This window comes from Salinispora fenicalii (assembly GCF_000514815.1).
GTDB classification, from domain to species: domain Bacteria; phylum Actinomycetota; class Actinomycetes; order Mycobacteriales; family Micromonosporaceae; genus Micromonospora; species Micromonospora fenicalii.
Genome location: NZ_AZWQ01000010.1, coordinates 110,903 through 134,919, shown reverse-complemented (window position 1 = coordinate 134,919; position 24,017 = coordinate 110,903). Strand labels below are relative to the sequence as shown.

19 protein-coding genes are annotated in these 24,017 nt (G+C 70.3%); 10 read left to right on the top strand and 9 right to left on the bottom strand.

Annotated features, from left to right (window positions below; translation table 11 throughout):
- Positions 1–98 precede the first annotated feature (98 nt).
- The 4 genes from B116_RS0103725 to B116_RS0103710 all read right to left on the bottom strand — a co-directional run bounded on the left by B116_RS0103725 (position 99) and on the right by B116_RS0103710 (position 4,958).
- Complete coding sequence (locus B116_RS0103725; protein ID WP_027659242.1) at positions 99–1,307, bottom strand: helix-turn-helix domain-containing protein; 1,209 nt, start codon at positions 1,305–1,307, stop codon at positions 99–101.
- Between the two features lie 262 nt (positions 1,308–1,569).
- Complete coding sequence (locus B116_RS0103720) at positions 1,570–2,067, bottom strand: GNAT family N-acetyltransferase (protein WP_027659241.1); 498 nt, start codon at positions 2,065–2,067, stop codon at positions 1,570–1,572.
- 475 nt (positions 2,068–2,542) lie between these two features.
- Complete coding sequence (locus B116_RS24665) at positions 2,543–3,154, bottom strand: hypothetical protein (RefSeq protein ID WP_033667271.1); 612 nt, start codon at positions 3,152–3,154, stop codon at positions 2,543–2,545.
- A gap of 400 nt (positions 3,155–3,554) precedes the next feature.
- Complete coding sequence (locus tag B116_RS0103710) at positions 3,555–4,958, bottom strand: NAD(P)H-quinone dehydrogenase (RefSeq protein WP_018721211.1); 1,404 nt, start codon at positions 4,956–4,958, stop codon at positions 3,555–3,557.
- A 106-nt stretch (positions 4,959–5,064) separates the two neighbouring features.
- Here B116_RS0103710 and B116_RS0103705 point away from each other — a divergent pair, with 106 nt between their 5' ends.
- Complete coding sequence (locus tag B116_RS0103705) at positions 5,065–5,520, top strand: gamma-glutamylcyclotransferase (RefSeq protein WP_026321517.1); 456 nt, start codon at positions 5,065–5,067, stop codon at positions 5,518–5,520.
- A 90-nt stretch (positions 5,521–5,610) separates the two neighbouring features.
- On the opposite strand, the gene B116_RS0103700 is transcribed toward B116_RS0103705, so the two are convergent.
- The 4 genes from B116_RS0103700 to B116_RS0103685 all read right to left on the bottom strand — a co-directional run bounded on the left by B116_RS0103700 (position 5,611) and on the right by B116_RS0103685 (position 10,796).
- Entirely contained in the window at positions 5,611–6,540 is a 930-nt protein-coding gene (locus tag B116_RS0103700) for a hypothetical protein (protein WP_027659239.1), read from the bottom strand.
- 5 nt (positions 6,541–6,545) lie between these two features.
- Entirely contained in the window at positions 6,546–7,175 is a 630-nt protein-coding gene (locus tag B116_RS0103695; protein ID WP_018721214.1) for an MBL fold metallo-hydrolase, read from the bottom strand.
- Positions 7,176–7,325: 150 nt separating this feature from the next.
- Positions 7,326–8,585, bottom strand: coding sequence for an amidohydrolase (locus B116_RS0103690; protein ID WP_018721215.1), 1,260 nt, complete (start codon positions 8,583–8,585; stop codon positions 7,326–7,328).
- A gap of 627 nt (positions 8,586–9,212) precedes the next feature.
- On the bottom strand, positions 9,213–10,796 hold the full coding sequence (locus B116_RS0103685; protein WP_018721216.1) for an acyl-CoA mutase large subunit family protein: 1,584 nt from the start codon (positions 10,794–10,796) through the stop codon (positions 9,213–9,215).
- 204 nt (positions 10,797–11,000) lie between these two features.
- On the opposite strand from B116_RS0103685, the gene B116_RS0103680 reads away from it, so the two are divergent.
- Together B116_RS0103680 and B116_RS0103675 are read left to right on the top strand one after the other, a co-directional pair.
- Complete coding sequence (locus B116_RS0103680) at positions 11,001–13,004, top strand: serine/threonine-protein kinase (RefSeq protein WP_027659238.1); 2,004 nt, start codon at positions 11,001–11,003, stop codon at positions 13,002–13,004.
- A gap of 47 nt (positions 13,005–13,051) precedes the next feature.
- Positions 13,052–14,743, top strand: a complete 1,692-nt coding sequence (locus B116_RS0103675; RefSeq protein WP_027659237.1) for a phospho-sugar mutase — start codon at positions 13,052–13,054, stop codon at positions 14,741–14,743.
- Between the two features lie 77 nt (positions 14,744–14,820).
- On the opposite strand, the gene upp is transcribed toward B116_RS0103675, so the two are convergent.
- Positions 14,821–15,453 (bottom strand): uracil phosphoribosyltransferase, encoded by a 633-nt coding sequence (upp, locus tag B116_RS0103670; RefSeq protein ID WP_027659236.1) that lies wholly within the window; start codon positions 15,451–15,453, stop codon positions 14,821–14,823.
- Between the two features lie 122 nt (positions 15,454–15,575).
- Between upp and deoC the strand changes: the two genes are divergently transcribed.
- From deoC to cydC, 7 genes are all read left to right on the top strand, one after another.
- A complete protein-coding gene (deoC, locus tag B116_RS0103660) occupies positions 15,576–16,586 on the top strand; it encodes a deoxyribose-phosphate aldolase (protein WP_018721220.1) in 1,011 nt (336 codons plus the stop codon).
- A 5-nt stretch (positions 16,587–16,591) separates the two neighbouring features.
- Positions 16,592–18,022, top strand: a complete 1,431-nt coding sequence (locus tag B116_RS0103655; RefSeq protein ID WP_018721221.1) for an aldehyde dehydrogenase family protein — start codon at positions 16,592–16,594, stop codon at positions 18,020–18,022.
- Complete coding sequence (locus B116_RS0103650) at positions 18,015–18,854, top strand: aldehyde dehydrogenase family protein (RefSeq protein ID WP_027659235.1); 840 nt, start codon at positions 18,015–18,017, stop codon at positions 18,852–18,854. The genes B116_RS0103655 and B116_RS0103650 overlap by 8 nt, the downstream gene beginning before the upstream one ends.
- 31 nt (positions 18,855–18,885) lie before the next feature.
- Positions 18,886–19,374, top strand: coding sequence for a BlaI/MecI/CopY family transcriptional regulator (locus B116_RS0103645; RefSeq protein WP_027659234.1), 489 nt, complete (start codon positions 18,886–18,888; stop codon positions 19,372–19,374).
- Between the two features lie 10 nt (positions 19,375–19,384).
- Positions 19,385–20,290, top strand: coding sequence for a M56 family metallopeptidase (locus tag B116_RS0103640; protein ID WP_027659233.1), 906 nt, complete (start codon positions 19,385–19,387; stop codon positions 20,288–20,290).
- A gap of 97 nt (positions 20,291–20,387) precedes the next feature.
- Positions 20,388–22,061 carry a thiol reductant ABC exporter subunit CydD gene (gene cydD, locus B116_RS0103635; RefSeq protein ID WP_027659232.1) on the top strand — a complete coding sequence of 558 codons (1,674 nt, stop codon included), beginning with the start codon at positions 20,388–20,390 and terminating at the stop codon, positions 22,059–22,061.
- Positions 22,061–23,896, top strand: a complete 1,836-nt coding sequence (cydC, locus tag B116_RS0103630) for a thiol reductant ABC exporter subunit CydC (RefSeq protein WP_027659231.1) — start codon at positions 22,061–22,063, stop codon at positions 23,894–23,896. Before cydD ends, cydC begins: the two co-directional genes overlap by 1 nt.
- Positions 23,897–24,017: the final 121 nt, after the last annotated feature.

Sequence of the window (24,017 nt, the reverse complement as noted above, 5' to 3'; positions counted from 1 at the left end):
CCCTATGCAGTACGACTCTCCTGCCGCCACCGGGCAGGACGGTAAGCCGCGCCGAGTCGCCCGGAGGGGTACATCACGTACCCGGTGACAGGAGGTACCTAGTTGACCACACCTATGCGTTGGGCAAAATCCATTGCTTCCGCCCGCACCGAGGCCGGCGCTTCTCGTGCCAGCCGCCCCAGCATGTCCTGTGCCGCCGGCGAGTACCGCACAGTCTCTGGGCTGGTGGCCTCAGCCCTGGTCAACAGATGCAGCGTCGCCTCACGCGCTCCTTCCAGGTCAGCTGATCTGGCCAACTCCACATAGTGCCGCCCGCGGCGTTCGGTCGACGGAATCGATGCCGGGTCGAGGGTGTGGGCACGACGCCGGGCTTCGTCCGGGTCGCCCAGGTCCACGGCGCACATCACCGCGTAGACGTCAACCAGCGGACGAGACACCCGAGTGCGCAGCCCGACGAACCCACTGGGTAGTGCCCGTTCCACGACCTGACGGGCGGTGTCCCAGTCAGACCAGGCCCCCTGATCGCCCATTCGTGCCTTCGTTAGTGCGGTGCAAAGATGCAGATCGGCAAGCATTTCCGCCCACTCGACACCGCCGTCCGCCACATGCGGTTCGATCAGCGCACGTGCCTCACCCAACCGCTCCACAGCATCGTCTCCACGACCGGTGGCGCGGAGCAGGTGTGCCGCATACCAAATGGACTGCCCAACTGCCAGCAGGTCGTCGGCATCCAGGGCCGCGGTCATACCACGGTCAACCGCGAGCCAGCACAGCTCGCGGTCACCATGCCAGGCCAGGTACGCCTGGGCGAGGTGGTAGGCCTGGGCGAGCAGCGCCAGGGAGACACGTCGATCCGCTCCCCGGTGCAACCGGGTGGCGCGTTGAGTCGCCTCCAGTAGCCCCGGTAGCAACTGACCGGCCTCGGTACGCTGGTGGCGGCTGGTGTGCCACGTCTGCCAGGCAGCGTCAATCGCGCCACGCAGGTAGTCAGTGGACTCGGGCTCACCAGTAATAGTGACCTGCCAAGCGGTAAGCGCCCGACGGACGTCGTCAACGGCGGGATGGCTGGGCCGGCCATCCAGGGATATGGAAACCTGAGGACCAAACAGATCGCCGAGGTCACGGACGCCAAGGTGCGGAGCAAGTTGCTGCGCCGCCCGCAAGGTCAGCGATCGCCGGCCGTTTTCGATGAATTTCACGGTGGTCGCGCTGAGACCCGCGAGACCAGCGAGGCGTTCGCGGGACAGCCCCGCTGCCCGACGAAGCCGTTCAACCCGCTCCCCGGGAATGATCTGCTGGTCAACCACAGGGCACCTCCGTGCTGGGTACACGATGTACCACAACGATACCCCTCAGTGGAATGCCTAGTCGACTGGCAGGGTCGTGTAAACGACCTGTCGCGTAATCGCTTCTCAAGAACATCAGAACTCACGTCAACGATCTGCGCGATCGTCGCCCCCGGGCCGAGACCGATACAACGCGACCGCGTCGGCCTTGAACTCAGCGGGGTAGTGCTTGTTCACCACCTGTCAGGAACCCTGATCCCCCCGGACCATCACGATCCAAGGCTCAAGTGCCCAGGACCAAGGGGCGACTCCCGTCGGACTTGTCGAGGTGCATGATGTGACCGGTGGCGGTGAACGCCTCGTTGCCGACCAGCGGGCCGGTCCGGGTCTGCGTGACGGTGAACCCCTCGCTGGCGTAGAGCGCCTCGGCAGCCGGGTTACCGTCGAGCACGGTGACCTCGACCCGGGGCCCGGCGGCGGCGACCGCGTGGCCCAGCAGCGCCCTGCCGATGCCCTGCCGGTAGCGTTGCGGGTCGACGTACAGCCAGGTTACTTCGTCGTCGTCGAGTGCGACGAAGCCGGCTACGCTGCCACCGACCTCCGCCACCCATAGATGCCCGTCGAAAAGCCCTTCTTGCTCGGCGGTCTGCGCAAGGGTCAGGAAAGCCTCGACCCCGGCGGATCCGCGTAACTCGTCACGTCGCGCGGCGTCGTGAATGCGCGCGATCGCATCCCAGTCGTCGTTGGTGTAGGGCCGAATCTCGATCTCCACCTGCGGCATGTCGACGATCCTTGCCGCCCCTTTCGACCGACGCAACACATTAACCGCCCAGGCGATGCCGGCATCGGCACGCGACAGGATCGGCGGCGCCCTCCACTACGTTCACCGGACAAATCCGCCGTGAACGTAGTGGAGAGCATCACTGTGATGATCATCAACCCCTGCGTCTCCGCAGGTCGGCCGTATCCGTTGATTTTCCGCCAGGACTACGGGCGCCCCATAGTGAGGACCATTGCAATATGGATTTGCGGTGCAGCCGCGATCAACCTCAAAATAGCTTGGCAGGCAATCCTAAAGAGTATGGCCTGCGTCGGAGTAATCCACCCGACGCAGACCCTTCCCTTTCTCCGATTAACTGGCGCGGCCCACTCCCCTATCACGGAATAGTAGATTGTCGATCTTTCATTCGTCACCTCTCGACAAACCCTCCGAGGTGGCAGCTGAATGATGAGCGCCCCACCGCGGTAGGGCCTAGTTAGGAGCGCATGAGGGCCAGAGTCTGATGCGCATATGCCACCGCGACGGCCTCGGTGGTCGAGTCGTCCGGCACGTGTTCCGCAATAAACATGATCCGCAACCAAATGAACACGTTGTCGTGGTAGGCGCGTAGATCGGTGGTCCTGGCCTGTGTCGGTCCGGTGAAGGGTGGCGGTGGATCAGTTAGATCGTCGATTGGCGTGAGCCATACTCGCGCCGATCCCTCCAACTCTGGAACGTCTCGCCAGACACCCCTTGCATCAGGCCCCGGCCAGGCCCACGGCTCATCCGGCCCCTGATCGGCCGATTCGAGTAAGCCCGTGGTGACCTGGACTGTGTACATGGAGGCACGGGCCCCCCGGGTGACCGCGCTGAGTGAGCACTTCTTCGAGGGAGAATCTGGCCTGTCCGGCCAGTTCCGTACTGCCGGTTCGCCGCTTCCGAGTTCTGTCAGGTGCGTGGGGTCGAGTTTGGCGCACAGATCGTGGACCAGTTGGTAGGTGGAGAGTGTCGGATCGGCCACCACCACGCTGGGACCGCTGGCACAGGCGGTGAGGGCGAGGGCAGGCGTGAGCGCGGCGACCCACAGCCGAACTGCCGATTTCAGCACCAGCTGATCATCGCATAGCCGCCGCGGTGGCGTACCTCCCCGGACGGGCCGCTCCGCATAGCGATAGGGGCGATGTGACGGCAGCACCCGAAACTCCGCGATGCACGCCCAGGTCACGTCCGCGTTGGTGGCGCAAGAGAGCGTTTCGCATGTCGCGTCGCAGATTGCTTCAGACGGCCCTCCGTCCTGGTCGTCGTCCTTTGGGCCGTGCCGCCCACTTGAGCGCGTGGTTGCTGTAGTGCCTGCTGGACGGCGTGCGGTGGACTGTCGCTGGTGCTGCCCGCACGGAGAACGCAGGGTGTAGTACTTGGGCGGGTCCTCGATCTGGAAGCCGTGACAAAGAACCGCGTAAGCACCAGATAGCAAGAGGGGGCAAACCACGCCCTGGATGCGGACCTGGTCACTCCGGCTCGTGCAGCATCAACTGCCGGGCGGCCTCGGTGACGGAGCCGGAGAGCGAGGGGTAGATGGTGATGGTCTGAGCCAGCTCGTTGACCGTCAGATGATTCTCCACCGCCATCGTGATCGGCAGGATCAGCTCGCTGGCCTTCGGGGCGACCACCACGCCACCGATCACCTGCCCGCTGGCGGGCCGGCAGAAGAGTTTGACGAAGCCATCGGGGACCTCGTCCATCTTCGCCCGGGCATTGCCGGCGAGCGGCAGCATGACCTGCCGGGCCGGGACCTTCCCCGCGTCCACCTCGTCCTGGGAGACACCGACCGTGGCCAACTCCGGGTCGGTGAAGACGTTCGCCGCGACCGTACGCAGCCGCAGCGGACGAACCGCCTCGCCGAGCGCGTGCCACATCGCGATCCGGCCCTGCATCGCGGCCACACTGGCCAACGGCAGCATCCCGGTGCAGTCCCCGGCCGCGTAGATCCCGGGCACGTTGGTCCGGGACACCCGGTCGACCGCGACGTACCCACCCCGGGCCAGCCCGACGCCGTACTCGGCCAGCCCCAGGTCGGCGGTGTTGGGAATGGAGCCCACCGCGATCAGCGCGTGTGAACCGTACACCCGGCGCCCGTCGGAGAGCTCGACCTCGACGCCGTCGGCAGTCCGGCGGACGGCGTCGGCCCGGGAGTTGTTCAGGATGCTCATCCCCCGGCTGCGGAACACCCGCTCGATCGCCATCGCCGCGTCGGCGTCCTCGTGCGGCATCACCCGGTCCCGACTGGAGACGAGGGTGACCTCGATCCCCATCGCCAGATAGGCACTGGCGAACTCGGCACCGGTGACGCCCGAGCCGACCACGACCAGGTGCCGGGGCAACTCGGGGAGGTCGTACACCTGCCGCCAGGTGAGGATCCGCTCGCCATCCGGGACCGCGGTGGGGAGTTGGCGCGGGGTCGCGCCGGTGGAGATCAGGACGGTGCTGGCATCGATCCGGTACTCCGCGCCACCGTCCGCCGGTGTGACGATCACCCGGTGGTTGTGACCGAGCGTGTCCTCGCCGAGCCGGGCGCTGCCGGCCACGAACGTCACCCCGGCCTTGACCAACTTGGCGTGAATGTCGGCGGACTGCGCGAGCGCAAGCCGCTTGACCCGTGCGTGCACCGCCGGGGCGTCGACGGTGACCGCCGCCAGCCCGTCCGAGTGAACCCCGAACTCCTCCGTCTCCCGATACCCGGTCACCAGCTGTGAGCTGGCGATGAACGTCTTCGACGGCACACAGTCGGACAGTACGCAGGCACCGCCGGCGCCGTCTGCCTCCACCACGGTGACATCGGCGTCCAGCTGGGCGGCGACCAGCGCCGCCTCGTAACCGGCCGGCCCCCCGCCGATGATCACGATCCGGCTCACAACGCTCACTCCCCGTCCATGCTCACAGTGACTTTCTTCTCCCGAACGCATCCGACACGCACCGTCGTATTCTCCCCCACCCGTCGGCCGGGCTATCGTCATCGTTGTGCGTCATTACGCCGCCTACGGCTCAAACCTCGACCCTGCCCGGATGCGCGCCTACTGTCCGCATTCGCCGCTGGTGGGCACCGGCTGGCTCGAAGGCTGGCGGCTCACGTTCGCCGGTGAAGGCGTGATCGGCTGGGAGGGTGCGGTCAGCACCGTGGTGGAGTCTCCCGGGGATCGCGTCTTCGTGGCGCTCTACGACATCCACTCGTACGACGCGGCGCAGCTCGACGAGATCGAGGGCGTAACCTCCGGCACCTACCGGAAACTCCACCTGCGAGTGTCGGCCCTGGCTGGCGATGTGACGGCATGGATCTACGTCTTCGACGGTTACGAGGGGGGCCTGCCGACCTCGTGGTATCTCTCGGAGATCGCCAACGCCGCCGAGAAGGCGGGCGCACCGGACGACTACGTCACGGGACTGCGCTCCCGCCCCACCGGCACCGCGTCGGCCTGACGGCCGGCAGTCTGTCGGAGCATGTCGCACGGCCCCAGTCTGCTATCGCCTCCGATGGGCCAACGAGCCGCCCCCACCGTGCGTCGTCAATCACACATTCGGGTGTCCGCCGACCCCGTCGGGGTCGACCTCCTCCTCGGCGAACGCCTCGACCGCGGCCTCAACTTCACCGGTCCGGCGCCGCGCGACGGTGACCGCCCGTTCGGCCGCCCGCCGCGTCAACTTCGCCCGGCTCAGTTCCTCTTCGGCAACGGCTCGTTGCCGCTCCAACTCGGCGAGTTCGGTCTCGATCGCGGCGAGGTCGTCCAGCCCGCCCTGCTCGGCTTCCGCGGCACCGGCCAGCTCCGCCTCCGCCCGTTCCTGATCAGTACGTGCCTTCGTCAACTCCGTATCCAACGCCCGGCGGCGCCGTTCCCGCTCAGCGCGGGCGGCCCGCTCCGCCTGCCGGGCGCGGGGTGCTGACCGGTCGCCACCCGGTGCCGGGGACGGCGGCGCCGGCTCGTCGGCGGTGACCAGGCGCAGCTGCGGTCGCGGCACCTCGCCGAAGCCGGCGTAGCTGGCGGCCCGGAGCAGCTGGCCGGAGCGCACCTGCTCGGCGACCCCGGCGTCGGAGAGCGCGGCGTTGAGGGTCGACTCCACCGCACCGAGCGGGAGCTTGCCGAGCGGCGGGGCACCGGGCACCCCGGTCGCCAGGTTGCGGACCTCCGCGAGCAGCGCGGCGACCACCGCCCGCCGTTGGGTGGAGAGCTCCCGCAGTCGCGCACCACGCAGCTCGCGCTGGGCCGACCGGAGTGACTCCGCGAGCTGGCCCAGGTCGGCGACGAGCTCCGGCCGCTCCACCGCGAGCAGGTTAACCAGCCACGCCGCGACCGTGGGGCGGCGAAGCCGGGCGATCTCCCGCGCGGCAGGGGCGTCACCAGCCCGCCGCGCCTCGGCCACCGCCTCGTCCCGGGCGGCCACGAACCGGTCGGGCGGCGTGCGGTAGAGCCGCCGCAGCAGCTCCCGGGACGGACCGGACATCCGGCTCAGGCATCCACCAGAGTGCCCGGTACGAGCCGTCGGTAGTCCACGTCGGAGAGGCGGGTGAAGTTGTTGTTTAGCACGTCCAGGCCACGGTCGTTGAGCAACCCGTCGTGCAGCGCGTACGCCCGGCGGGGCGCGACGGCGCGGAGGAAGTCCAGCGACTCGGCGAACTTCGCCCAGGGCGCGTGGATCGGCAGGAACAGCGTGTCGACCGGCACGTCCTGCGGCACGACGAAGGAATCACCGGGATGGTAGACAACGTCGTCGATCAGGTACGCCAGGTTCTCCACCACCGGAAGGTCGGCGTGGATCACGGCATGTCGGCCACCGTAGACGCGGACCGGAACGCCGGCGGCGGTGAACCTTGCGCCCGACTCGACCGGGACGAACGCGGCGGGCAGCCCTTCCAGCACGGCCGCTAGCGACGGTGGACCGTACAGGACGAACGGCCCCCGGTCGTGCTGCTCGGTCAGGGCTGCCACGTCCACGTGGTCCGGGTGCTCATGGGTGATCAGCACCGCGTCCACCCCGTCCAGCGCGACGCGCTCGCTGTAGACGCCGGGGTCAACGACCAGCACCCCACCTTCGTCCTCCACCCGGATGCAGGAGTGCGTGTACTTGGTCAGCCGCATTCGTGACTCCTCGAGAATCGAATCGTGACCTCCTCAGCGCAGTCTGCCGGAAGGGACGCCGCATCGCGTCCCGACTGACCGATCGTCCCTGCCGTCCGGGTTACCCCCGGGCCGGGAGCAGCTGAATGTCCCGGATCGCTCCGCCCGCGGTCAGCTCGCCGCCGCAAGCGCCTGGAGCGCGGTCTGCACGATGAGCCGAACGCCGACCGGGATGGCCCGCTCGTCCGGGTCGAACGACGCGCGGTGGAGGTCAACGTTCGGGCCCGAGCGGCCGACACCGAGTCGGGCCAGGGCACCGGGGACGTACTCCAGATACCAGGAGAAGTCCTCACCCCCCATGCTCTGCGGGGTTTCCGCGATGCCGCCCGGCCCGAGCGCGGCGGTGGTCGCGGCGGCGAGGACCTGGATGGCCTGGGAGTCATTGCTGACCGGTGGTCGGCCGCGCTGATAGTCCAGGTCCACGGTGGCGCCGGTGGGGGCGATCACGTCCTGGACCACCTGGGCGACGACCTTGGGGGCCATCGCCCAGGTGTCCCGATCCATCACGCGCAGCGTCCCGGAGGCGCAGGCCTCCGACGGGATGACGTTGTAACGGGTGCCGGCCGAGGCGTGGCCGAACACCAGCAGTAGCCCGCTGTTGGCCGGCACTCGCCGGGCGACCAGGGCCGGCACCTCGGTGATCAACCGGCCGAGGGCGTCAACCAGATCGACGGTGAGGTGCGGGCGGGCAGTGTGCCCGCCGGGACCGGTCAACCGAACGCTGACGTTGTCGGCGGCAGCGGTGATCGGACCGACCCGAAGGCCAACCTCGCCGACCGGCAGGTTCGGGTCGCAGTGCAGCGCGAATATCTGCACCACCTCGTCCAGACCGCCGGCTTCGATCACCTCGAGCGACCCACAGGGCAGGATCTCCTCGGCCGGCTGGAAGATCAGGCGTACCCGGCCGGGCAGTTCACCCGCTTCGGCGAGGCGGGCGAGGAGCATTCCCACGCCGAGCATGACCGCGGTGTGCACGTCATGACCGCAGGCGTGACAGACCCCGTCAACGGTGGAGCGGAAGGGCACGTCCTTGCTGTCGGTCAACGGCAGCGCGTCGATGTCGGCCCGAAACGCAATCACTGGGCCGTCTGGGCGGCCGTCGATGTCGCAGATGACCCCGTTGCCCTTGGGGAGGAGCCGGGGTCGCAACCCGGCCCGGGTCAGCTCCCGAGCGATCAGAGCGGCCGTCTCGAACTCCTCGCCGGAGAGCTCCGGATGCGAGTGGATCCGCCTCCGGGTGGCGATCAGGCCCGACACCCGGAGCGCAAGGAACTGGTCCAGGTCGAGGGGTAGGGGCTGGGAGCCGGCGGGCGCCTCCGTCCAGGACGACGCCAGCTGGCCATTACTCGGCAGCGTCAACGCACTCGTCACGTCGAATTCTCGATCACTAGAAATGGATGAATCTTCCGGAACCGCCGACAGCCTAGACCTCCGACGGTGACGCTGCGCAACCTCGTTCTGGTAGCGATCGGGCCGCTCTGCGTCACGTACGCCCTGCTCGGGGCGCTCGTTCATCGGCGGGACAGCAGGTAGATCGCGGTTGCTCGCTGCCATCTGCCCCACACCTCCTACAACGCGTAATCGGTTCACAAGTTAGGAATTTTCTCCGACACTCGAGACCCGTCATCCGAATTGTGGCATTAGTCCGTTCCGTCAACGGACACTCCGATAATTAGCAACCACACTCACGACCGGGCCCGCAGACGTTCACACGTTCACCCGGTAACCGACCACACACAGTGTGCGTCGCCTTCACTCAAACGGGGTACCCGCGGTTGCCGCCCGCTACGCGCCGGAACCACCACTAGCCCGCGAACGGGCAGCAGGCACTAGCCGGCAGCGGGCACTAGCGGCAACGGCCGCACCGAGGGGACGCCCGGATGCCCGGACGCGAGAACACCCGGACGCGGGAACACCCGGACGCGAGAACACCCGGACGCGGGAACGCCCGGACGCGGGAACGCCCGGACGCAGGAACGCCCGGACGCCGGGGCGCGATCAGAATCGGTCAGCGGGGCGGTACGTCCCCCAGACCTCACGCAGCGTGCCGCAGACCTCGCCAACCGTGGCACGAGCCCGCAGCGCCTCCTTCATCGGGTAGAGCACGTTACCGCTCCCCTCGGCGGCGGCCCGCAGCTGCGCCTGGGCCCGCTCGACCGCCCCGGAGTCCCGCTCGGCCCGCAACTTCGCCAGCCGTTCGGCCTGCGCGACCTCGATCGCCGGGTCAACCCGCAGCGGCTCGTACGGCTCCTCCTCGTCCACCGCGAACCGGTTGAGACCCACCACGACCCGCTCACCGGAGTCGATCTGCTGCGCGATCTGGTACGCCGACTGCTCGATCTCCCGCTTCTGGAACCCGACTTCGATCGCCTCGACCGCCGAACCGTGCTCGAAGACCCGCTGCATCAACCCCTCCGCCGCGGCTTCGATCTCGGCCGTCATGGCCTCCACCACGTACGAGCCGGCGAACGGGTCAACAGTGTCGGTGAGGTCCGTCTCGTAGGCGAGCACCTGCTGCGTCCGCAGCGCGAGCCGGGCGGCCTTCTCCGTCGGCAGTGCGATCGCCTCGTCGAAGCTGTTGGTGTGCAGCGACTGCGTTCCACCGAGTACGGCACCGAGCCCCTGCACCGCCACCCGGACCAGGTTCACTTCCGGTTGTTGGGCGGTGAGCTGCACGCCGGCGGTCTGGGTGTGGAAGCGAAGCATCATCGACTTCGGATTCTTCGCCCCGAACTCGTCTCGCATCAGCCGCGCCCAGATTCGTCGGGCGGCACGGAACTTCGCCACCTCTTCCAACAGCGTCGTACGGGCGACGAAGAAGAATGACAGCCGGGGCGCGAAGTCGTCCACCGCGAGCCCAGCGGCGATCGCCGCGCGCACATACTCGACGCCGTTGGCCAGGGTGAAGGCGATCTCCTGAGTGGGTGTCGCGCCCGCCTCGGCCATGTGATAGCCGGAGATGGAGATGGTGTTCCACTTCGGCACCTCGCTGCGACAGTAGGCGAAGGTGTCCGCGACCAGGCGCAGCGAGGGCTTCGGCGGGAAGATGTACGTCCCGCGGGCGATGTACTCCTTGAGGATGTCGTTCTGGATCGTGCCATTCAACGCCGCCCCGGCCACCCCGTTCTCCTCGGCGACCAACTGGTAGAGCAGAAGCAGCACCGAACCCGGCGCGTTGATCGTCATCGACGTGGAGACCTTGTCCAGCGGGATGCCGTCGAAGAGCAGCCGCATGTCCTCGATGGAGTCAATGGCGACGCCGACCTTGCCGACCTCACCGTGCGCGATCGGCTCGTCCGAGTCGTACCCCATCTGGGTGGGCAGGTCGAAGGCGACGGAGAGCCCCATCGTGCCCGCCCGAAGCAGCTGGTGGTAGCGCGCGTTGGACTCCGCAGCGGTACCGAAGCCGGCATACTGGCGCATCGTCCAGGGACGCGCCGTGTACATGGTGGGGTAGACCCCGCGGGTGTACGGGTACTCCCCCGGGCTGCCCAGCCGGGAGTCCAGGTCCTCCGGGAGGTCGGCCCCCGTGTAGACGCCCTGGATCGGGAAACCAGACTCGCTTGACCGCCGTTCGCTCATTACCGGATGGTAAGACGACCTGCTCCGGCGTCGGACGAGGGATTGAGCACACGCCCCCACCTAGCCAACCCGGCGTACCGGGACGGACACGCATCGTCGTCTTTGCCAAATGTCCGCCGCGTCGGCTTTCGCAACTGGCATCCGACCCAGCAAGATAGGGGGGTTGTGTCCCAGCCCCCCTCGAATTCCCCCGGTGGCTCTTCAGTGACTCAGATCCCGACGTGGAGCGGCGGACCTGTCAGTCCTCCCAGCGACCGCGCAACACCCAACACCATCATCGGCGGGCGCTACTCATTGCGCTCAGCAGTGGGCAACGGCGGCATGGGCACGGTCTGGCGTGCTGCAGACACGCTCCTGCGCCGAGACGTGGCCGTCAAGGAGGTCGTCCTACCCCAAGGGCTGGCCCCCTCAGACCGCGACGCCATGTACGAACGCACCCTGCGCGAGGCCCGTGCCGCAGCAGCGATCCAACACCCCGCCGTCGTCCAGGTTTACGATGTGGTCACCGAGAGTGGCCGGCCATGGATCGTGATGGAGCTACTCGACTCCCGCAGCCTCGCGGACATGGTGATCGAAGACGGACCGTTAGCCCAGCGGGTGGTAGCCAAGATCGGCGTCTCGCTGCTCGGCGCGCTGGAAGTGGCGCACGCGATCGGCGTACTGCATCGCGATGTCAAGCCCGCCAATGTGCTGATCTGTTCGGACGGCCGCTGCGTGCTGACCGACTTCGGGGTGGCCCGGATGCCTACCGACGTGCAGCTCACCACGCCCGGCATGGTGCTCGGCTCCCCCCACTTCATCTCCCCCGAACGGGCGATGGGCCAGGACTTCGGGCCGCCCAGCGACCTGTTCTCCCTCGGGGTGACCCTCTACACGGCCGTCGAAGGACGCCCGCCCTTCGACAAGGGCGATCCGATCGAGACGATGCACTCGGTCGTCGAAGACCCGCCCGCCCCGCCGCAGCGCAGTGGCCCGCTGGTGCCGGTGCTGATGGGGCTGCTGGAGAAGAACCCGGACCGCCGGCTGCCGGTGCACACGGCCCGGGCCATGCTCCGCGAACTGCTCGCCGGCCCGCTGACCAGCAATGCGGTGGCGGTGAACTCGGTGACCGACCCGTACTCGGTGGTGCCGGTCCAGCAGCGGCCAGCCGCGATCCCGCAGCCGGCCCAGCCCGCCCAGCCAGCCCAGCCGGCCAAGCCGGCCCAGCCGGCCAAGCCCGCCCAGCCGAGCGGCACGATCGGCGGGCGAGCGATGCTCGCGGCCGGTGAGTCGCTCACCGACCGACTGGCCGCGCTGCGCCGGGGTGAGCGTCCCGCGGTGGAGTCCCGGGCCACCCCCGCTGCGCTGGAGGACACCAGCGCCACGGCACTCGCCGGCCCGCTGAACACACCGACCGGGGCGATGCCGGCGCCGAGCCGCGCCTACGGCGGGGATGCCACCCAGCACATCGGCGGCTACCCGGGCCCGGCCGCTCCCACCGCGGGCGGGGCCCAGTGGTCGGTTCCGGGCACCGGTCAGCCGTGGACCGGCACACCGCAGTCGGCGACACCGTCCGGCGGTCTCGCCGGGCGGGCGCGGGCCACCGGTGACCAACTCGTTCGCCGGGTGAAGGGCTGGCCGGGCAAGGTTCAACTCGCCGTCGCGGGTGGGCTGGCCGTGGTGCTCCTGATCGGCGTCGTCTCCCTCGCCGGCGGAGGCGACTCGGAGCAACCAGTCGCACCACAGGCGGCCCCGACATCGGCTACTCCCGCCGTCGAGCTCCCCGAGCTGATGGAGCACTCGGCGCGGGGGGCGCGGGTTCTGGTGCCAAAGGGTTGGGAAGAGAAGGTCGGCGGGCTGTACACCGATTACGTTGACCCGGAGGACCAGGGCCGCCGGGTCCGAGTCATCACCGAGAAGTGGACCAACACCTCAGCCCGCTGGGCAGCGGTCGCCGAGGACGGGTTGCAGACCCGCTCCACCTCCTGTGCGAAGCCGTACCGTCAGATCGCCCTAGACGTCGAGACGGAGCTGGCCGGCAAGCCAGCGGCCGAGTTCGAATACACCTGTGGTGAGGGTCCGGAGATGCGGCACGGCATCTGGCGTGGTGTCGCCCACGAGGGCCAGTCGTACTCGTTCTACCTAACCACCACCGACGCCCGGTTTGAGGAGAGTCGACCGATCTTCGACGAGATGGTCAAGTCTTTCCAGCTGACTGCGGCCGGCTGAGCCTGGGCGAGCCGACGCGGTGATCCGCCGACGTGCTATCAAGAGGCATGTCGGCGGATCACCACCACCTCAATGACCTTCGCGAGCAGGCCCAACGTTGGCTCGACGACGATCCGGACCCAGCCAGCCGCGCCGAGCTACAGGCGGTGCTCGACCGACTTCCGGGCAGCGCCCCGGAGCTGGCCGACCGCTTCGCCGGCCCGCTGACCTTCGGCACCGCGGGCCTACGCGGCCCGTTGCGTGCCGGCCCGAACGGAATGAATCTCGCGGTGGTCACGCAGGCCGCCGCCGGGCTGGTCGCCTGGCTGACCGCCCAAGGCGGTACCGGTCCACTGGTGATCGGGTACGACGCCCGAACCGGTTCCCGCGCCTTCGCGGAACGGACCGCACAGGTCGCCACCGGCGCTGGCCGCCCGGCGCTGCTGCTCCCCCGCCCGCTGCCGACGCCGGTGCTGGCCCATGCGGTGCGCCAGCACGAGGCGGTCGCCGGAGTGATGGTGACGGCCAGCCACAACCCGCCGCAGGACAACGGCTACAAGGTCTACCTGGGGGCCCAACTCGGTGGTGAACTGGGCGCGGGGGCGCAGATCGTGCCGCCAGCGGACGCCGAGATCGAGTCCGCGATCCGCGCGGTCGGGCCGCTGGCAGCCGTACCACTGGGCCCACCCGGGCAAGTCCTCGACGACACCCTGGTGGCCTCGTACGTGGAGCAGGCCGTCGCGGTGATCGCACCGGGCGGACCGCGCGATCTGAAGGTGGCGTACACGCCGCTACACGGAGTCGGCGCGGCGGTGCTCACGGCGGCGTTCACCGACGCCGGTTTCCCCACCCCGCGGCTCGTGCCGGACCAGGCTGAGCCGGACCCGAAGTTCCCCACGGTCGCCTTCCCCAACCCGGAGGAGCCCGGGGCCGTTGACAGGCTCACCGCCCTGGCCGACACGACCGGTGCGGACCTCGCGATCGCCAACGATCCGGATGCCGACCGCTGCGCGGTGGTGATCCGGGAGCCGGCCAACCCCGCGGCGGACAGAGCCGCTCCGGGGTGGCGGATGCTCCGCGGTGACGAGGTGGGGGCACTCCTCGCCGACCACCTGATGCGCCGTGGCCGAACCGGCCTCTACGCCACCACCATCGTGTCGTCGGCGCTACTGCGCGCGATGTGCACCGCCCGCGACCTGCCGTATGACGAGACCCTGACCGGGTTCAAGTGGATCGTCCGGGCTGGCGGGGGGTCCACCCCGTTGGTCTTCGGCTACGAGGAGGCGCTGGGCTACTGTGTCGCCCCCGACCATGTTCGGGACAAGGACGGCATCACCGCAGCGCTGACCATCGCCGAACTCGCCGCTGGGCTCAAGGCGGAGGGGCGTAGCCTCGCCGACCGGCTGGACGAGTTGGCGGCCGAGTTCGGCGTGCACCACACCGACCAGCTCTCGGTACGGGTGGACGACCTACAGGTGATCACAGACGCGATGGCCCGGATCCGCGCCACGACCCCGAGCATGCTGCTCGGGGAGCCGCTCATCGAGTCCCAGGACCTGCTCCCGACGGCCGATGTGGTGATCCTGCGCAGCGCCACCGCCCGGGTGGTGATTCGACCGTCCGGCACCGAACCGAAGCTCAAGGCGTACCTGGAGGTGGTGCAGCCAGTCGTGGCGGGCGACATCACCGCGGCCCGCGGCCGTGCCGCCACTGCCGTGGCCGACTTACGGTCCGAAGTCGCCGCCAGCTTGGGGGTGTAGGGCGGGGTCCGGTCCCGAGGGCGTGGGGCCCCGCCCAACAACCGACCGCCGCCCAACACCGACCGTGGACCCGTCGGTCAGAAGCGGGGCATACCGCCGAACTGCCGGTCACCGGCGTCACCCAGGCCAGGAACGATGAACCGACGCTCGTTGAGTCCCTCATCGACCGCGGCCGTAACCAGGCGCAGGGGCAGGCCGGAGCGCTCCAGCCGGTCAATTCCGACCGGCGCGGCGAGCACGCAGAGCACAGTGATGTCGGCACATCCCCGATCGGCGAGAAGCCGGCAACAGTGCTCCAACGAGCCACCGGTGGCGAGCATCGGGTCGAGCACCAGCACCGGCAGCCCGGTGAGGTCGGGCGGGAGCGACTCCATGTACGCGCGGGGCTCGAAGGTCTCCTCGTCCCGGGCCAGGCCGACGAAGCCCATCGACGACTCCGGCAACAGGCCCAGCGCCGCGTCAGCCATGCCAAGGCCGGCCCGCAGCACCGGCACCAGCAGCGGCGGATTGGCGAGCCGGGTGCCCTGGGTGCCGGTGACCGGGGTTTGCACCGGATAGCGCTCGACGGGGAAGGATCGGGCCGCCTCGTACACCAGCATGGTGGTGAGTTCGTGCAACGCGGCGCGGAACGAGGCCGAGTCGGTCCGCGCGTCGCGCATCGCGGTCAGCCGCGCCTGGGCGAGCGGGTGGTCAATGACGTGTACATCCACGGTCGCTCAACCTACCCGCCCACGGCCCTGGGCACCCTCGGTGTGACCGGACCGGCGGCGCTGGCCCGCACCAGCACCATGGCCAAGATCACAGCCTGGAGCTCCGGCGTAGACTCCAGGGCATGACGGCGACAGCGATGTCGGCCCGGTCGGACCTAACCGAGCTGGGACGATCCGAGACCGCCCTCCGGGCGTTCCTCCACGGCCTGCCCGGCGTGGACCAGGTCGGCGCCGAGCAGCGGGCGGCGCAGCTCGGCACACGTTCAATCAAGGCCACGGCGAAGGCCTGGGCGATCGACCTAGCCATCCGGATGGTCGACCTGACCACCCTCGAGGGGGCCGACACCCCCGGCAAGGTACGGGCCCTCGCCGCCAAGGCCCTGCGCCCCGACCCCGCCGACCCGTCCTGCCCGCACGTCGGCGCCGTCTGCGTCTACCCGTCGATGGTCCCGTACGTGGCCGAGGTGCTCCGTCAGCCCGCCGGCGGGGCAGGACCGGCCGACGCGCAAGCAGCACCAGCCGGAACCGGCCTGGTACACCTGGCCAGCGTGGCGACCGCCTTCCCCTCCGGCCAGGCCCCGCTGGAGATCAAGCTCGCTGACACCCGAGCCGCGGTCGCAGCCGGCGCCGACGAGATCGACATGGTGATCAACCGGAGCGCCTTCCTGACCGGCCGATACCAGGAGGTCTACGACGAGATCGTGGCCATCCGGGAGGCCTGCGGCCCGGCCCACCTCAAGGTGATCCTGGAAACCGGGGAGCTCTCCACCTACGACAACGTCCGGCGCGCGTCCTGGCTCGCCATGCTGGCCGGCGCGGACTTCATCAAGACCTCCACCGGTAAGGTCCCGGCGGCGGCTACCCCGCCGGTGACGCTGGTGATGCTGGAAGCAGTCCGGGACTTCCGTGCCGCGACCGGACGGCAGGTCGGCGTGAAGCCGGCCGGCGGCATCAAGACCACCAAAGACGCCATCAAATACCTCGTGCTGGTCAACGAGACGGTCGGCGCGGACTGGCTGGACCCGGACTGGTTCCGGTTCGGTGCCTCCAGCCTCCTCAACGACCTGCTGATGCAGCGCACCAAGCTGACGACCGGCGAATACGCCGGTCCCGACTACTTCACCCGGGACTGAGCGCGATGTTCGAATACGCCCCCGCCCCCGAGTCACGCTCGGTGGTACGGCTCCAGCCCGCGTACGGGCTCTTCGTCGGCGGCGAGTTCGTTGACCCGACCGACGGCGATAGCTTCACCTCGATCAACCCCGCCTCGGAGGAGGTCCTCGCCGAAGTGGCCGCAGGCGGCGTCGGCGATGTTGACCGCGCCGTCCGCGCCGCACGAACTGCGTACGACCGCGTCTGGGGCCCGATGCCGGGCCGGGACCGGGCCAAGTACCTGTTCCGGATCGCGCGCCTCATTCAGGAGCGTTCCCGCGAGTTGGCGGTGCTGGAGTCGCTGGACAACGGCAAACCGATCAAGGAGTCCCGGGACGTTGACCTTCCGCTGGTCGCCGCCCACTTCTTCTACTACGCCGGCTGGGCGGACAAGCTCGACCACGCGGGGTTCGGGCCCGGCCCCCGGCCGCTCGGGGTGGCCGCGCAGATCATCCCGTGGAACTTCCCCCTGCTCATGCTGGCGTGGAAGATCGCCCCGGCGCTGGCCACTGGCAACACCGTGGTGCTCAAACCCGCGGAGACGACCTCGCTCACCGCGTTGCTCTTCGCCGAGATCTGCCAGCAGGCCGACCTCCCCGCCGGAGTGGTGAACATCGTCACCGGCGCGGGTGATACCGGCCGGGCACTGGTCGAGCACCACGACGTGGACAAGGTCGCCTTCACCGGCTCCACCGAGGTGGGCAAGGCCATCGCCCGCGCCGTAGCCGGCACCGACACGAAGCTCACCCTGGAGCTGGGCGGTAAGGCCGCCAACATCGTCTTCGACGACGCCCCGGTGGACCAGGCGGTTGAGGGCATCGTCAACGGCATCTTCTTCAACCAGGGGCATGTCTGCTGCGCCGGCTCCCGCCTGCTGCTGCAGGAGTCAGTCGCCGACCAGGTGCTGGCATCGCTGAAACGGCGGATGGCCCAGCTGCGCGTCGGTGACCCGCTGGACAAGAACACCGACATCGGGGCGATCAACTCGGCGGCGCAGCTGGCCCGGATCAGGGAGCTCGCCGACGCCGGCACGGCCGAGGGGGCCCAGCGCTGGTCGCCCCCGTGTGAGCTTCCCGACCGTGGCTTCTGGTTCGCGCCCACGATCTTCACCGGTGTCACCCAGGCCCATCGAATCGCCCGCGAGGAGATCTTCGGCCCAGTGCTGTCCGTGCTGACCTTCCGCACCCCCGCGGAGGCCGTCGAGAAGGCCAACAACACCCCGTACGGGCTCTCGGCCGGCGTGTGGACGGAGAAGGGCTCCCGGATGCTCTGGCTGGCCGACCGGCTCCGCGCCGGCGTGGTCTGGGCCAACACCTTCAACAAATTCGACCCCACCTCGCCGTTCGGCGGTTACCAGGAGTCGGGCTACGGTCGCGAGGGCGGCCGGCACGGGCTGGAGGCGTACCTGAATGTCTGAGCGGGTCACGGTACGAAAGACATACAAGCTCTACATCGGCGGGAAGTTCCCGCGCAGCGAGTCGGGACGGTCGTATCTCGTGCAGTCAGGTGAGAACAGCACGGCCAACGTGGCGCTCGCCTCGCGCAAGGACGCACGGGACGCGGTCTTGGCGGCCCGGGCCGCCGGTTCGGGTTGGGCCGGTGCGACCGCGTACAACCGGGGTCAGATCCTCTACCGCGCCGCCGAGATGCTGGAGGGCCGGCGCGAGCAGTTCGTGGCCCTGGGCATCCCCGGCGACGAGGTGGACGCCGCGACCGACCGTTGGGTCTGGTACGCCGGCTGGTCGGACAAGCTGCCCCAGGTGCGGGGCGGCGTGAACCCGGTCGCTGGCCCGTACTTCAACCTGTCAACGCCGGAGCCAACCGGGGTGGTAGCCGTGGTGGCCCCCGCGGCACCGGCGCTGCTCGGCCTGGTCAGTGTCATCGCCCCGGCGATCGTGAGCGGAAACACGGTGGTCGTGGCGGCCTCGCCCACCGATCCCCTCGCCGCGGTGACCCTGGCCGAGGTGCTGGCCACCGCTGACCTGCCCGCCGGGGTGGTCAACATCCTGACCGGTCGCCTCCAGGAGACGGTCCCGTCGCTGGCGGGCCACCGGGATGTCAACGCCCTCGATCTGGCGGGCGTGGCCGACGCCGAGCTGGCGACGAGCCTGGAGGTCAAGGCGGCGGAGAACCTCAAGCGGGTACTGCGTCCCGTCCCGGCCAACTACGACTGGTATGCCAATCCCGGCCTGGCCCGGATGACCGCACTGCTGGAGACGAAGACGGTCTGGCACCCCAAGGGCGGCTAACGGCCACTACTACGCGGGGTAGGATTACCGGGTGACCCGGCTCGGCGAGCTCGAACGCGCAGTGATGGATGTGCTGTGGGACCTACTCCCCGGCAGATCAGACGGGCTCATGGTGCGGGAGGTCGTCGACGCCCTCGCCGGGCGCGAGCTGGCCTACACCACCGTGCTGACCGTGCTGGACCGGCTCGCCGGCAAGGGCATGGTGCGGCGGGAACGCGAGGGGCGGGCCTGGCGGTACCGGGCCGCCGCAAGCCGAGAGGCGCACATCGCCAAACTCATGCTCGACGCGCTGGATCTCGGCGGTAGTCGAGACGCCGCCCTGGTGCGCTTCGCCCGGTCGGTGACCGGGACCGAGGCGGAGGTGCTGCGCGCCGCACTGAGCGCGGCGGGCGAGCCCAGCGCCCCGGCCAGCCCCGCCACACCGGCGCCCCCCGCCACACCGGCGGACCCCATCACATCGGCGCCCCCCGTCACACCGACGGTCCCGGCCACACCGGCGGCCAAGGCGCCGGAGCACTAGGGCGGCAAGCATGACGTACGCGCTGCACTTCGGGCTCACGGTGCTGGCCTGCTGGCTCACCGCGCAGGTACTAGCCCGTTCAACCTGGACCTGGCGCAGCCCGCGGGTGGCCATTGTCTGCTGGCAGGCGGTCGGCCTGGCGGCTGGCCTGGCGGCGATGGGTCTCCCGATGGCCCTCGGCCTGGCCGCGTATGACCTGCCGACCGGCAGCGCCCTCTGGGCCCTCGCCGAGGAGCTGCGGCGCGGCGCGTGGCCGGCCGGGGTTACCCCGCTCCAGCTCGGGCTCATCGGTCTCGGCTGCGGAATCGGCGTGGTGCTGTTCACCACCACCCTCCGCAGCCTGCACAGCGCCGTCCGGGCCCAGCGCCGCCACCGGGATCTGCTCACGCTGGTCGCCCGGCAGGATCCAACGGTGCCCGGTGCACTGGTGCTCGACCATCCGAGCGCGGCCGCGTACTGCCTGCCCGGGGTACGGCCTCGGGTCGTGGTCAGTGCCGGCACCCTCGACCTGCTGGACCAGGCCGAGCTGGCGGCCGTGCTCACCCACGAGCGGGCCCACGCCCAGGAACGGCACGATCTCGTCCTGTTGCCATTCACCGCGCTCCGTCGGGTGCTGCCCTGGCTCCGCTGGGTACGGGACGCACACGAGCGAGTCGCCCTGCTGGTCGAGATGCGCGCCGATGACAAGGCCCGCGAGCGGCACGCCGAGGCACCCCTGGCGGGCGCGCTGCGCCGGTTCGCCGCCGCTGGTGACCGGATCACCCCGGCCGGCACCCTGGGCATCGGTGACCGCGACCTCGAACTGCGGGTCCACCGGCTACTGGAGTCGGGACGACCACCCCGGCTGGTCGGCGCCGCCGCGCTGGCGGTGACGACCACGCTGGTCGCCCTACCGGTCTCGCTGTTCCTGAGCTGATGGCAGCGGCACCACCGGAGTCCGGCCCGACTAGGCTGTGCGAAATGTGCTGGTGGGAGTTCCGGGGACGGACCGACGGTAGGGCACCGGGACAGCGGTGAACCGTCGTCCCTTCGATCCACGTCTGCTGCGACGGGTCCCCGCGGCCCGGCGCGACCTCGCCGTGCTCGCGCTCCTCGGCGTACTCGCCGCGGGCCTGGTGCTGGCGCAGGCGACCGCGCTCGCCGCACTGCTCGCCACCGCGTTCGACGGGCGGCTCAACCGACCCGCGTTGGCCGGTTTCGTCGCCGCGATCAGCGCCCGGTCGCTGCTGGTGTGGGCGCAGGGAACGGTGTCGGCCCGGGTCGCCGCGACCGTCAAGGCAGCGCTGCGGGCCGAGCTACTCGCCGCGGTCGGTCGGCACGGCCCGACCTGGGTCGCCGGACAGCGGGCCGGGCAGCTGGCGACGCTGGCCGGGCGCGGGCTGGACGCGCTGGACGCCTACTTCACCGGGTACCTGCCGCAGCTCGTCCTCAGCGTCACCGTGCCGATCGCCGTACTCGCCCGGATCTTCGTCGCCGACTGGAGTTCCGCCCTCATCATCGCGGTCACCCTCCCCCTCATCCCGATCTTCGGCGCGCTGCTCGGCTGGCAGGCGCAGGCGGCGACGGAACGTCAGTGGCGGCGGCTGGCGCTGCTCGGTGGGCACTTCCTGGACATGATCGCCGGGCTCCCGACGCTGCGGACGTTCGGCCGGGCCCGGGCCCAGACCGAGGTGGTCCGCCGGATGGCCGACGGGCACCGGGTGGCGACCATGCGGACGCTGCGCATCGCGTTCCTCTCCGCACTGGTGCTGGAGTTGGTCGCCACCCTCTCCGTCGCGCTGGTCGCGGTGCCGGTCGGGGTCCGGCTGCTCGGCGGCGGGCTGACCCTGCAGACCGCGCTGCTGGTGCTGCTACTCACCCCCGAGGCGTACCTGCCGCTGCGGACTGCCGGCAGTCGCTTCCACGCCAGCATGGAGGGGCTCACCGCGCTGGACGAGGCGCTCACCCTCTCCGCCGCGGCACCCGAGGCCGGCACCGGGACGGGCCCAGCCGAGCCGAACGGCCGGGGCGTGATCCGGTTCGAGGGTGTCACCGTCGCCTACGACCGGACCACGGCGCTGCGCGATGTCACGCTGACGATCCAGCCCGGCGAACGGATCGCGGTGGTCGGGCCAAGCGGCGCCGGCAAGAGCACCCTGCTGAACCTGCTGCTCGGATTTGTTCCGCCCACCTCCGGCCGGGTCACCGTGGACGGCGTCGACCTAGCCCAGGCCGACCTGGACGCCTGGCGTCGCCACCTCGCCTGGGTTCCGCAGCGGGCCCACCTCTTCGCCGCCTCACTGGCGGACAACATCCGTCTCGGCTCCCCGGACACACCCGACGCCGCGCTGGCTGGCGCCGTGCGCGACGCGGCGCTGACCGATGTCCTCGCCGCGCTCCCCGACGGGCTGGCCACCCGCCTCGGTGAGCGGGGGCACGGCCTCTCCAGCGGTCAACGGCAACGGGTCGCGCTTGCCCGAGCCTTCCTCCGGGACGCACCGATAGTGCTGCTCGACGAGCCGACCGCCCGCCTGGACGCGGGGAGCGAGTCAGCCGTCCTCAAGGCCACTCGCACGTTGGTGGCCGGCCGCACGGCGCTGCTGGTGGCCCATCGCCCCGCGCTGCTCGCCGACGCGGACCGCGTGCTGCGGGTCGCCGACGGGCGGGTGACCGAGCTCACCCCGACCCCCGCCGGGAGGACGGCCTGATGAGTGTCTCCGACCCGACCAGCTACCCGGGCACTCCCCCGGCCCACGGCACCGACGGCGATGGGACGCCGCTATCCACCGGGCGTGCCGACGCGCCGGAGCGGGTGGTCCTGCGGCTGGCCCGCCCCTACCTGAACCGGCTAGTCGGCGCGGGCCTGCTCGCCGCCGCCACCGAGTTCGCCGCGCTGGCCCTGATGTCCACCGCGACGTGGCTGCTGATGAGCGCCGCCGGCCGCCCACCGCTGGACCGGCTGACGGTGGCGATCGTCGCCGTCCGTGCGCTCGCCATCGGGCGCGGCGTGCTCCGCTACACCGAACGCCTGGCCGGGCACGACGCGGTGCTGCGGCTGGTCACCGATGTCCGTACCCGGGTCTTCGCCGCCCTGGCGTCCCGGCGGGACAGCGCCAGGCAGCACTCCGGAGACGCCCTGAGCCGGCTGGTCTCCGACGTCGAAGCCGTCCAGGACCTGCTGTTACGGGTCCTCGTTCCGGCCACGGCGGCGGGGCTAGTGGGTGTGGTGGCCGTCGCCGCGACCACGTTCGTCTCACCGGCCGCCGCCGGAGCGCTCGCGGTTGGGCTGCTACTCGCGGGGGTCGCGCTGCCGGCGCTGGCCACTGCGCTGACCCGACGTGCCGCCGCCGAGCTGGCGCCGCTACGCGGTGCCCTGGCCACCGACGCAGTTGATCTCACTCACGGCGCTGCCGACCTCGCCGCCTTCGGGGCCACCGATCGGGCCCGGGGCGCGGCAACCGACCGGATCCAACGGCTGGCCCAGATCGAACGGCGGCTGGCCGCGGCCGGCTTCGCGGTGGACGCGCTGGGTGTCCTGGTGGCCGGGCTGACCGCCGGGGCGGTGCTGCTGGTGGCCCTGGCCGATGGCGTCAACGGGGTGCTGGTCGGCGTCCTCGCCGTCGGCACCTTGGTCGCCGTCGAGGTCGCGCTCGCCCTCGTCGGCGCCGCCCGGCAGTGGACCGGCCTCCGCGCTGGCCTCAGCCGAGTCGCCGCGCTGCTCCGGGAGACGCCGACAGCAACCGCAGCCACACCCGCGGTAAGCCCCGCCCCCACCGCCGCGGAGATCCGATTCAACGATGTCACCGTCCGCTACCGCAGCGAGGGGCCGCCCGCCCTCGACCGGCTCCGCCTGGACCTGCCCCCCGGCCGGCGGGTCGCCGTGGTGGGGCCGAGCGGCGCCGGCAAGAGCACCCTCGCCGCCGCCCTCATCGGCAGCGTACGGCCGAGCGCCGGACGGATCATCCTGGACGGACAGGAGCTCTCCGCCTACCCGGCGGAGCTCCTTCCCCGCTACGTCGGGGGCCTACTCGCCGAGGCGTACGTCTTCCACGCCACGGTCCGGGAGAACCTGTTACTCGGTCGCCCCGACGCGACCGAGGAGGACCTTGTCGCGGCTACGGTCACCGCTGGGCTGGCCGGTTGGGTACGGGAGCAGCCCGACGGCTGGGACACAGTGGTGGGCGAAGAGGGCGGGCAGCTCTCCGGCGGCCAGCGGCAGCGGCTCGCGCTAGCTCGGGCGCTCCTCGCCGAGCCGGCGGTGCTGGTGCTCGACGAACCGACCGAAGGGCTCGACCCGGTGGCCGCGGACGACGTACTGGCTTCTGTGCTGGCCGCCACGCCGACCCACCGCTCCGTCCTGCTGATCAGTCACCGGCTGCGTGGCCTCGACGCGGTTGACGAGATCCTGGTGCTCGAGTCTGGCCGGGTGGTCCAGCGCGGCCGGCACGCCGACCTGGTCGCCACGCCCGGCTGGTACCGGGATCAGTGGCAGCTCCAGGAGGCGGCCGAGCGCGGCTATCTCGCTCTCGGACCGCTGCCTTGATCGGGCCGGGCCAGCAGTTCAGGGTTGACACGCGATCCGGCCATCGCCCGCCGGCAGGTCGCGGTCCGCTCGCACGTCCGTAATTCCCGATCGCCGCCGGGGTACCGACACCACAGTCCGG

What these genes read in the sequence shown, in the direction of transcription:
- B116_RS0103720 (WP_027659241.1), bottom strand. Translation starts at nt 2,067, where the DNA reads ATGCCGCAGGTGGAGATCGAGATTCGGCCCTACACCAACGACGACTGG.
- B116_RS0103700 (WP_027659239.1), bottom strand. Translation starts at nt 6,540, where the DNA reads ATGTCCGGTCCGTCCCGGGAGCTGCTGCGGCGGCTCTACCGCACGCCG.
- B116_RS0103695 (WP_018721214.1), bottom strand. Translation starts at nt 7,175, where the DNA reads ATGCGGCTGACCAAGTACACGCACTCCTGCATCCGGGTGGAGGACGAA.
- B116_RS0103685 (WP_018721216.1), bottom strand. Translation starts at nt 10,796, where the DNA reads ATGAGCGAACGGCGGTCAAGCGAGTCTGGTTTCCCGATCCAGGGCGTC.
- B116_RS0103675 (WP_027659237.1), top strand. Translation starts at nt 13,052, where the DNA reads ATGTCGGCGGATCACCACCACCTCAATGACCTTCGCGAGCAGGCCCAA.
- deoC (WP_018721220.1), top strand. Translation starts at nt 15,576, where the DNA reads ATGACGGCGACAGCGATGTCGGCCCGGTCGGACCTAACCGAGCTGGGA.
- B116_RS0103655 (WP_018721221.1), top strand. Translation starts at nt 16,592, where the DNA reads ATGTTCGAATACGCCCCCGCCCCCGAGTCACGCTCGGTGGTACGGCTC.
- B116_RS0103650 (WP_027659235.1), top strand. Translation starts at nt 18,015, where the DNA reads ATGTCTGAGCGGGTCACGGTACGAAAGACATACAAGCTCTACATCGGC.
- B116_RS0103640 (WP_027659233.1), top strand. Translation starts at nt 19,385, where the DNA reads ATGACGTACGCGCTGCACTTCGGGCTCACGGTGCTGGCCTGCTGGCTC.
- cydC (WP_027659231.1), top strand. Translation starts at nt 22,061, where the DNA reads ATGAGTGTCTCCGACCCGACCAGCTACCCGGGCACTCCCCCGGCCCAC.